Origin of the sequence: Megasphaera massiliensis (assembly GCF_000455225.1) — a bacterium.
GTDB lineage: Bacteria > Bacillota > Negativicutes > Veillonellales > Megasphaeraceae > Megasphaera > Megasphaera massiliensis.
On sequence record NZ_HF954532.1, the window covers coordinates 3,292 to 11,199 of the forward strand.

14 protein-coding genes are annotated in these 7,908 nt (G+C 48.7%); 1 reads left to right on the forward strand and 13 read right to left on the reverse strand.

Going from position 1 to position 7,908, the window contains the following annotated elements:
- Positions 1 to 93 precede the first annotated feature (93 nt).
- The 13 genes from TX77_RS13490 to TX77_RS13940 form a co-directional block, all read right to left on the reverse strand.
- Entirely contained in the window at positions 94 to 333 is a 240-nt protein-coding gene (locus TX77_RS13490) for a hypothetical protein (RefSeq protein ID WP_154651828.1), read from the reverse strand.
- Between the two features lie 137 nt (positions 334 to 470).
- Positions 471 to 1,157: a hypothetical protein gene (locus TX77_RS00010; RefSeq protein WP_044502792.1), complete on the reverse strand. Its 687-nt coding sequence runs from the start codon at positions 1,155 to 1,157 to the stop codon at positions 471 to 473.
- Positions 1,158 to 1,219: 62 nt separating this feature from the next.
- The gene (locus tag TX77_RS00015; RefSeq protein ID WP_044502793.1) at positions 1,220 to 1,441 is read right to left on the reverse strand and encodes a hypothetical protein; all 222 of its coding nucleotides are present in this window, start codon (positions 1,439 to 1,441) and stop codon (positions 1,220 to 1,222) included.
- 193 nt (positions 1,442 to 1,634) lie between these two features.
- On the reverse strand, positions 1,635 to 2,084 hold the full coding sequence (locus TX77_RS13755) for a helix-turn-helix domain-containing protein (protein ID WP_195891145.1): 450 nt from the start codon (positions 2,082 to 2,084) through the stop codon (positions 1,635 to 1,637).
- Position 2,085: 1 nt separating this feature from the next.
- A complete protein-coding gene (locus tag TX77_RS00025; RefSeq protein WP_044502794.1) occupies positions 2,086 to 2,739 on the reverse strand; it encodes a hypothetical protein in 654 nt (217 codons plus the stop codon).
- Between the two features lie 198 nt (positions 2,740 to 2,937).
- Positions 2,938 to 3,219, reverse strand: coding sequence for a hypothetical protein (locus tag TX77_RS00030; RefSeq protein WP_044502795.1), 282 nt, complete (start codon positions 3,217 to 3,219; stop codon positions 2,938 to 2,940).
- Positions 3,220 to 3,231: 12 nt separating this feature from the next.
- The gene (locus tag TX77_RS00035; protein ID WP_044502796.1) at positions 3,232 to 3,801 is read right to left on the reverse strand and encodes an N-acetylmuramoyl-L-alanine amidase family protein; all 570 of its coding nucleotides are present in this window, start codon (positions 3,799 to 3,801) and stop codon (positions 3,232 to 3,234) included.
- A gap of 178 nt (positions 3,802 to 3,979) precedes the next feature.
- Positions 3,980 to 5,068: a hypothetical protein gene (locus TX77_RS13935; protein ID WP_071822263.1), complete on the reverse strand. Its 1,089-nt coding sequence runs from the start codon at positions 5,066 to 5,068 to the stop codon at positions 3,980 to 3,982.
- 15 nt (positions 5,069 to 5,083) lie between these two features.
- Entirely contained in the window at positions 5,084 to 5,350 is a 267-nt protein-coding gene (locus TX77_RS00050; RefSeq protein ID WP_230197973.1) for a hypothetical protein, read from the reverse strand.
- On the reverse strand, positions 5,343 to 5,702 hold the full coding sequence (locus tag TX77_RS00055; protein WP_044502798.1) for a hypothetical protein: 360 nt from the start codon (positions 5,700 to 5,702) through the stop codon (positions 5,343 to 5,345). The genes TX77_RS00050 and TX77_RS00055 overlap by 8 nt, the downstream gene beginning before the upstream one ends.
- A 16-nt stretch (positions 5,703 to 5,718) precedes the next feature.
- On the reverse strand, positions 5,719 to 6,039 hold the full coding sequence (locus TX77_RS00060; RefSeq protein ID WP_044502799.1) for a hypothetical protein: 321 nt from the start codon (positions 6,037 to 6,039) through the stop codon (positions 5,719 to 5,721).
- Positions 6,036 to 6,182: a hypothetical protein gene (locus tag TX77_RS13760; RefSeq protein ID WP_195891146.1), complete on the reverse strand. Its 147-nt coding sequence runs from the start codon at positions 6,180 to 6,182 to the stop codon at positions 6,036 to 6,038. Before TX77_RS13760 ends, TX77_RS00060 begins: the two co-directional genes overlap by 4 nt.
- 3 nt (positions 6,183 to 6,185) lie before the next feature.
- Positions 6,186 to 6,599 carry a hypothetical protein gene (locus TX77_RS13940; RefSeq protein WP_049917230.1) on the reverse strand — a complete coding sequence of 138 codons (414 nt, stop codon included), beginning with the start codon at positions 6,597 to 6,599 and terminating at the stop codon, positions 6,186 to 6,188.
- Between the two features lie 649 nt (positions 6,600 to 7,248).
- Between TX77_RS13940 and TX77_RS13945 the strand changes: the two genes are divergently transcribed.
- Positions 7,249 to 7,674, forward strand: coding sequence for a tyrosine-type recombinase/integrase (locus tag TX77_RS13945; RefSeq protein ID WP_230197987.1), 426 nt, complete (start codon positions 7,249 to 7,251; stop codon positions 7,672 to 7,674).
- Positions 7,675 to 7,908: the final 234 nt, after the last annotated feature.

Genomic DNA, 7,908 nt, shown 5'->3' on the forward strand with positions numbered 1-7,908 from the left:
CATTATATTATAACGCGATATTGATATAGTTCGCAATAGATTAATACAATCGCGTCATTTAAGCGGTTTTATAATGTTTTCCCGATTGTTAGATTATATAAATTCATTTAATTTTAAATTATTTTTTTGCCGAATTTTTGACGGCGGCTGATATGGATAATAAGGGCGCAGCTCTGTATGTGGATGCGCCCTTATTTTGAGCACGAAAAAAGCACCACCCATAAGGATGATGCTCTTTTCCGTATCCGACCGTATACGTTGTTTCAATCCGCGCCACCCGAAGGCGGCGACATTGGTGCGGTCGCACTTGCGTCCACAAGCCAACTGTTTCAATCCGCGCCCCCGAAGGGGCGACAACTATACGCTGTCATTTTAAAGACAACTTATATCTTTCAATCCGCTCGTCCCTCACGGGACGAGACTACATCTCCGAAGAGATGCCCTTTCTTAGATTTATTATATCACATCAATTATTTTTGTCCAGATTTTTTATCATTAATATACTGGACGATTGCTCTTGTCAAAAATGTGGAAAGATTGCTTCCCTCTTGTTTTAAGAGATTAGTTATTTCTTTTTTGAGCTCAGAGTCAATCCTGAACCCTATAGTAGTGTCTTTTGCGGGTTCATTTTCCCGTACAGGCGCGGGGGCCGGCTTGGGCTCTTCTGCTTTTTTAGGAATTATTGGTTTAATGTCAATATAGTCGGCATATTCATTTTCCAATTTCAGAGCCCCTTCCGGCACATCATAGACCACGAAGTTAGCCCCTTCGGGGATTATAGCTCCCCAATATTTTGCGGAGCCGCCGGACTCGGGATCTCCGGAGAAAAACGAAACACTTTCTCCGATTTTAGCGCCGCTGTCGCGGCCAAAAGCTCTGGCAATTTGACGGCCAAACATGTATACTCCGTCGCGTCCTTCTCCCCAAAGCTCGGACTTAACAAATACCTCAACATTAATTGAGGATTCCTGATTTTCCGGGTCATAGCCGTATACACTTGTTAACATTCTGTTAATGTCGGCTAAATGGGAACCGTCTACTTCCCAGGCACTCCCGTTCCAGTCCCCAATAGGGCGGACCATTTTCACGAAATTCCAATTATACGGGGTATATACGTACAATTTATCGTTTTTGTGTTCCACTTTAATTTTACTCATTTTTAGGTCCTCCCTTTTTGTTGGCACCGGGCGGCTGAATACCCGCCCGGCTATTAACTGAATTATTCTTCGTCGTCAAATATAATTTCCTCGATGTCAAAAGCTTTGCCGTCAGGACCGTAATAGTACTGAGCACGGTACCCCTGTTCGACAAACTGTTTGTCATAGTCAGTCGGTTCAAGGTCAAGCAGGTCGGCGACTTCATGCACATCCAGCATCCGGTTAGTGTAGATTCTTCCGAGAACCACACCCTTATCCGTTTTTACTACGATTGTTCTTTCCATAATTTCTTCCTCCTTAGATTTAACTGTTATCCGGGGTTTCTGTTTATCCCCTTTCCTTGATTATATTATAGCATATGTTGCAACATGTTGCAACACTAAAATATGACATTTTTAAAAGTTTTTCAAAAAAAAATAAGCCCCGCATGGCTCGGCGCAAAACCGACCCGACAGGGCTTATATAATTCTATTCACTCTATTTTTGAGGCGTGCTCTTGGTAAGAGTTGACTTAGCATCCTGACGTTCTTTCCACTTTTTATACAGTTCAGGATCGTTGAATTCAACGCCAAACTCTTCTCTTAATTTATTCATCCCTTCTAGCGCTTTGACCGTCCAATCGATGCTATCCGGATGCCGTTTCCATTCAACGAGTATTTTATACATTGCTGTCAACGCGTCGTACAATTTATCATCTATCGATAGATCTTTGCTGTCTTTATTTGGTTCCGGGCCGGCTACGCGCTCCATTCCGGCCCGGGTAATGAGCCAATATTTGCCGCTTTTGCGACACTCATGCCGGTAAAAACGCGGCAACTGGTTCTTACTCCCAGCGCACCACCGGTTCAACGTGATCGGTAGTATCCCCCATCGCTCGGCAGCTTCGCCGAGCGACATGACTTCTGCAATACAGAGAAATTCTTTCATATTATTCTTCATCCCCTTCCCAGAGACCATTTTTCTTGTTCTCTTGTATTTGCCGCAGGGTTACGATAGCCCCAGCCATCGACCATCCATTTACCCAATCGGCGGCATCGTCTCTTTCCAAAAATTCAAACTTATAAATTTCCTTCACCTCTTCCAATGTGATAATGCCGTCGAGGAAGGCTTTTTTTGCAACGCCACTGAAAAAGGCTGTTTGAGCGTCTTTCCGAATAGTTTCTACCCCGTCGTAAAGTCCTCTATGACCGAAGCAATATGTCATTTCCGGAAGGTCACCGATCTGCTTTAATTCAGCCATAACATCATCAAATTTTTTGCAGTCTTCTTCAGACGGCTTATCGTTAGTGCTAGTTTCTTTAAAATACGTCATTAAGGCATCACCAAGGTCCTCTAATTCGCACCAGAAGGATAGGTTGGCCTGTTTGAACAGCCACGGTTCAAATTTTACGTATATATCACCATATAAACGGAGCCTTGGCCGCTCCCATTCGAGTTTATCTTCGAACCCATACCGTTTTAATATAGCATAATTAACCTTTTGTTCCTCACCGGTTAATTCCGGCCACTTCCTTGATCTGGAAATAAAGCGTGCTAATTCAAGGTCTTCTTCTGTCCATTTTTTTCTAAGTTCGTTGGTCATGATTTGTTCCTCCTTGTTATTAACCATTTATCCGGGGCTTCTCTATCCCCTTTCCTTACCTATATTATATATAGATATCTATATATTGTCAATATGGATATCTATATATTTTAGAAAAATATCAAAAAAAATAAGCCCCGCAGAATCGGCGTAAAACCGACCCGCGAGGCTCTCTTATAATACTATATATTATTGATACTATTTTTTCGGGGGCGTGCTCTTGGCAATGACCAACTTGGCACCCCAGATAACGCCGCTAATCAAGAGCGGCAAAACGAAGCGGTCACGAATGGCATTCCATCCGGCCTCTTCTTTGGCCTGCTCTTGGAGCTGGGCCGTAAACTTATCTGCTACCGCCCCCAGTGCCGCCATGCCCTCATTGGACAGGTTGTTGACTAACTCGGCCTTAGCCGTGTCGGCTACCTCCTTAACGTCAAGAGCGGCCAACATCCCGTCTCTTACCTCAGTCCACTTGCTCATAATATCTCCTCCTTATCGTAATCCACAAGCATAATCAGTGACGCCGCGGGCGATTGCCCGGGCGATGTCATCCCAATTGTTAATCAATAACTGGACGTCAACATCGTTGTCGATGAAGGCCGTCTCGACGAGTACCGCCGGCATCGCCGTATGCCGCAGTACCCGTAAGTCCGGACGCTCACGGACTCCGCGATCTACGGTGTCGATGCTATTAATCAACTGGTCTTGGATGCACTGGGCAAGGGCGCCGCCATCGCTCATCCGAGAATAGCACTCGACCTCCGTGCCGCGGGCCTCCCCGTTGAAGGCGTTGCAGTGGATTGACAAGAATACGTCAGCCCCCCACTCGTTAGCATCCGGGCAGACGGCTACAGGTCGGTCGTCGTACTGCGTATCCCAGTACAGATTGTCCGACTGTAATAATCGGCACTCGCAGCCGGCGGCCTCGAGATATTTTTTTACGGCATCGCCAATTTCGGCGGCGACGTCGCACTCTCTCAAGTCGACATTTCCGGCGTCATCACGATGCACGGCGCCGCTGTCGTACTTGGCATCGTGTCCGGGATTAATATAGACTCTCATCGATTATCGTCTCCTCTCTTGGCGGTCTTGTTGACAGAGCCGCCGACGTATCCAAGCAAGCCACTCGCAATGGATGTAGCCAGCTCATTAAGTCCGTTATACATTGCCAGCAGTAAGGCCACTACAAGCCCCACTAAGACAATGCAATCGGTAACATTAATACGCTCAATCATATACATCACCCCGTAACCTTGAAAATAATTGTCATTTGGTCGCCAAAATCGATGCACTCTTGGAAATAGTCGTATAAGATGGAGTTGGATACATCTGCCCTCATAACCGCCCCAAAATCAGCGTCATCAGCGTATACCATTGACACATCATCTATCTGTGTAGGGCCACATACAATAGTAACAACACAATCTGCGTAAGCTTGGTCAACGACTAATCGTAAGTTACTCTTAGTCGCGATTACCTTAGTTACCTTAGGCGTTTCAGGGCGTTGCGAGCCTACCCTAAACTCCAGATAGCTGCTGCGGTTAAATCCAAGCGGACAATCAAGCCGGACCGTCGAAAAGGTCGCGGTATCAGCCATCTTAGTCGCGTCTGTGGCCGTAATAAGCATCCCGGCCTTGATATTAATCGTAGCCCCTTGCCCGATATCCGCACCATCAACAATAATATTGCCGGCCGTATATCCGGAGTCCGCCGTAATAGTCAGCGTTATCTGGCGATGGTACTCCGTCTTATAGACGACGTTACCATCGGAGCCCGTAGTCTGCGACAACTTAACCGGTACGCCTGTCACCTCGATTGTCTGATTGGGCGTCTGGATGACTGTAATAGCCTTGCGAGTGTCTGCGGTGCCGATTGTGGCCGTCCCCGTAACCTTGGCGCCGTTAACATAAGCCGTCTTGCCGCTTACAATCGTCCCCGCTCCAGCTGTAGCATCGCTCGTGTCGACAACGCTAGTCTTGCCCGCGACGCCCAAAATAGTCTGTCCCCCCTTGATATTGGCACTCACCAACTTGGCCTGTTCTGCTGCGCTGATTTTGACCGTGCCAGAGCCGTTATGGTATCCCGATGGGATGGTGTAACTATCCCCGGCCTTGCTAATGGTGCCGGATACAGCCCCATTGTTGGCCATGGTGCCGCTTACCTTACCACTCCCGATATAAGCGGTCTTACCGCTTACGATATCACCGGACACCGCCGTCGCGTCACCGGTATCCCGAAACGTCGCATTGCCTTGCCCCTCGGCCAGCGGAATAGATACCTCTGGGACGTCAGGGTACAATACGCCGTTAATCTTAACGTTCTTTGCCATGTATGTTGTCCTCCTCTACTCGACGGTCAACTGCACACCGTCGTAACTAATCTTGCCGTAATTGGCTGGGATAGGCGCGACCGTCACGCGCTCCAATCCCATATAACCGCTGTCAGGCGTAACGACTTGCTCTGCATCCGTCGGTACTACCGTCTTAGATTGCAGATGTACCGTCTGCGCCCGTTGCATGGAGATAGTGCCGCTCATCGAGCCGCCGCCGCTTATTGCTCCGGTCAGCTTGCCATGATTGCCGGCAGTGATGCGGGCCGTTAGGTTAGTCATGAGTCGTCACCTCTCCGGTGATTGTAAGCTGGCTTGGCGGTATCACCGTATCGGTGTACCCATCTGCCATGACCAGCTCGACGTCATAGATATAGTCGCCATAACGTAAGCGTGCGGTGTCCTGCGGGTCAATATGGATCTCGACGGCGGTATCCCCGCGTATAATACCATGATCCAGCGTCTTAACGATGACCGGCACGACGTCATCGATGGACGCCTTGACCGTCATCGTCAGCTGGTCCCCGTCCGCGATGATATACGGCGCCCCGTCCTTATCGGTAATCTCTAAGGCGATAACCGCGCTATCTCCCCGTGTAATTGAGATATTGTTACCAACAACGTAGTACCCCATGCGCCTCCCTCCTCTCTTATTCTTTCCCCGATAACGGGGCGTTTTTGTATTCCTCGGAAATTTTATCCATGTAACCGTTTTTCCCTTTCAGGATGCTATAACAAGCTTGCATATCGTCCCGGCTGTTATACTCCTCGAGTGTGACGGCATTGCCATTAATTACATGGTCCCGGTGCATCTGTATAAGCCGCTCCCTCAACAAGCACTTAATCCCGCCCTCGATTGCATCTTGTCTTTTGCGGCTGCCCTTGATAGCCTTAACCACCCATCCTAGCATTAGCATGGATACCGTAGGGACTACATACGATACAATAGATACTATAATCTGTTCCGTCATTCGGCCTCCGATTTCTCGGCGGCAGCTTTATCGGCCGCTTCCGCCGCGGCCATTACATCCAAGATAGCATTCTGGGGGCAGTCCTCCCATGGGCATCGCCCGTTGTCCTCTAGGATATTACCGCAATATTCGCACAATTCCATCGTTTACGCCTCCTTAATTTCGGTCGCCATCGCAGCCAAGATACTCTTGTATTGGGCATCAAGTTTACTGGTATCGGCGCCCATCATCGCGGCCTTTACACGCGCTGTTACCAGTGCGTCAATTTGAGCATTGTACTTAGTTTTAATAGCGCTGATTTTCGCGGCTTTTTTCTCGGCTTCCGTCGGCTCTGGTGCAACGTATTCCGTCGGCTTACCGTCTGCGCCTCGTACCTTGCCATTAAGGTACTCGACGTACTCGTCATCATCGACCCAGACATAGCCCTGGGCCAATAAGTCAGCAACAACAACGGAGCCGTCGGTAATAGTCCCATCTGGATTAATGTCATAGTGTACGCCGTCGGCGTAAGTCTCCTGCCGGCGGCCATCTCCGTCAAACCGTATTAAGTAATCTCTCATGATATTGTGATATCCTCCTTAACAGATATTAATAATTGAGGTGATTAACATGCGTAAGCCCAATGGATACGGGTCCATCAAGCACTTATCAGGTAATCGGCGGAGGCCGTTTGTTTTTGTGATTTCGGAAAATGGGCGTCAATCCCCGGTGGAATACTTTGCGTCGCAGCTCGACGCGGAAATTTTTGCCGCGGACTATAATAAGTTGCACCATGGACGACTCCTTTCTACGCACAAAATGACACTTGCAGAGTTATATCATAGATGGTTGCCGCGGCATACCGCCGACACGCAACCATCACAATCGACGTTAGACAGCTATCGCAATGCGTATAACCATCTAGCACCCTTACATACCCGTCCCGTTACTGACATACGCTATACCGACTATCAGCGTATTATTGACGGGATGCGGGATAAGGGCTTATCGTACAGCAGCCGTAAGAAGGTGCGGTCGCTGATATCGCTATTACTTAAGTATGCGGACAAGCTAGAGATGCATGTAACCAACTACGCGCAGTTACTATCTATCGGACGTAATCGCCCTGTGCGCCCACATCACACCATGAGCCGCCAGAAAATCAACCGGTTATGGGCCAATGTGGACGCGCCCGGCGTCGATACCGTCCTTATCCTGCTATATACCGGCATGAGGTGCGGCGAGCTATTGGCCCTCCGCAAGTCCGATGTACATCTACGCCAACGGTACATTAGCATTACACGCAGTAAGACAGCCGCCGGCATCCGTATTATCCCCATCCATCACAGGATCATGCCACTTTTCGAGGCCCGTATGTCAGCCCCAGGCGATGCCCTTATCGCCGACAGCGACGGACGCCCGTACAACTACAGCCGGTACATAGCCGTATGGCGGGCGGTGATGCGGCTCATCCGTGCCGACTCTCATACAACTCATGACTGCCGGCATACGGTTGCTACCTTGCTAGATAACGCTGGCGCCAACGAGACAGCCAAGCGCCGTATACTTGGCCACGCTGGCGGAGACATTACCGAGCGCGTATACACCCACAAGGGACTTAGACAACTCCGTAAGTGCATCGAGTTACTACGGTAATTGTTACTAACTAGATACTAGCCAATAACGAGCAATGCCAGTAATCATTAGCAATTACGCCCGTTACCGCGTGTTACTAATGATACTGGCATATTATGCTTAATCGTATGTTATTGACGGTTTTCTGGGATGCGGAGGACGGGAGATAGCAGGCTCCGTCTAATTCTCAACTACGCAATAATTATTGATAATTGGGTGTTTTCGGCACGGAATATATCCCGCTTCCCACAATTC

Excerpts from the sequence above, each read along its gene's own strand:
- TX77_RS00010 (WP_044502792.1), bottom strand. The coding sequence starts at position 1,157 with ATGAGTAAAATTAAAGTGGAACACAAAAACGATAAATTGTACGTATAT.
- TX77_RS00015 (WP_044502793.1), bottom strand. The coding sequence starts at position 1,441 with ATGGAAAGAACAATCGTAGTAAAAACGGATAAGGGTGTGGTTCTCGGA.
- TX77_RS13755 (WP_195891145.1), bottom strand. The coding sequence starts at position 2,084 with ATGAAAGAATTTCTCTGTATTGCAGAAGTCATGTCGCTCGGCGAAGCT.
- TX77_RS00025 (WP_044502794.1), bottom strand. The coding sequence starts at position 2,739 with ATGACCAACGAACTTAGAAAAAAATGGACAGAAGAAGACCTTGAATTA.
- TX77_RS00030 (WP_044502795.1), bottom strand. The coding sequence starts at position 3,219 with ATGAGCAAGTGGACTGAGGTAAGAGACGGGATGTTGGCCGCTCTTGAC.
- TX77_RS00035 (WP_044502796.1), bottom strand. The coding sequence starts at position 3,801 with ATGAGAGTCTATATTAATCCCGGACACGATGCCAAGTACGACAGCGGC.
- TX77_RS13935 (WP_071822263.1), bottom strand. The coding sequence starts at position 5,068 with ATGGCAAAGAACGTTAAGATTAACGGCGTATTGTACCCTGACGTCCCA.
- TX77_RS00050 (WP_230197973.1), bottom strand. The coding sequence starts at position 5,350 with ATGACTAACCTAACGGCCCGCATCACTGCCGGCAATCATGGCAAGCTG.
- TX77_RS00055 (WP_044502798.1), bottom strand. The coding sequence starts at position 5,702 with ATGGGGTACTACGTTGTTGGTAACAATATCTCAATTACACGGGGAGAT.
- TX77_RS00060 (WP_044502799.1), bottom strand. The coding sequence starts at position 6,039 with ATGACGGAACAGATTATAGTATCTATTGTATCGTATGTAGTCCCTACG.
- TX77_RS13760 (WP_195891146.1), bottom strand. The coding sequence starts at position 6,182 with ATGGAATTGTGCGAATATTGCGGTAATATCCTAGAGGACAACGGGCGA.
- TX77_RS13940 (WP_049917230.1), bottom strand. The coding sequence starts at position 6,599 with ATGAGAGATTACTTAATACGGTTTGACGGAGATGGCCGCCGGCAGGAG.
- TX77_RS13945 (WP_230197987.1), top strand. The coding sequence starts at position 7,249 with ATGAGGTGCGGCGAGCTATTGGCCCTCCGCAAGTCCGATGTACATCTA.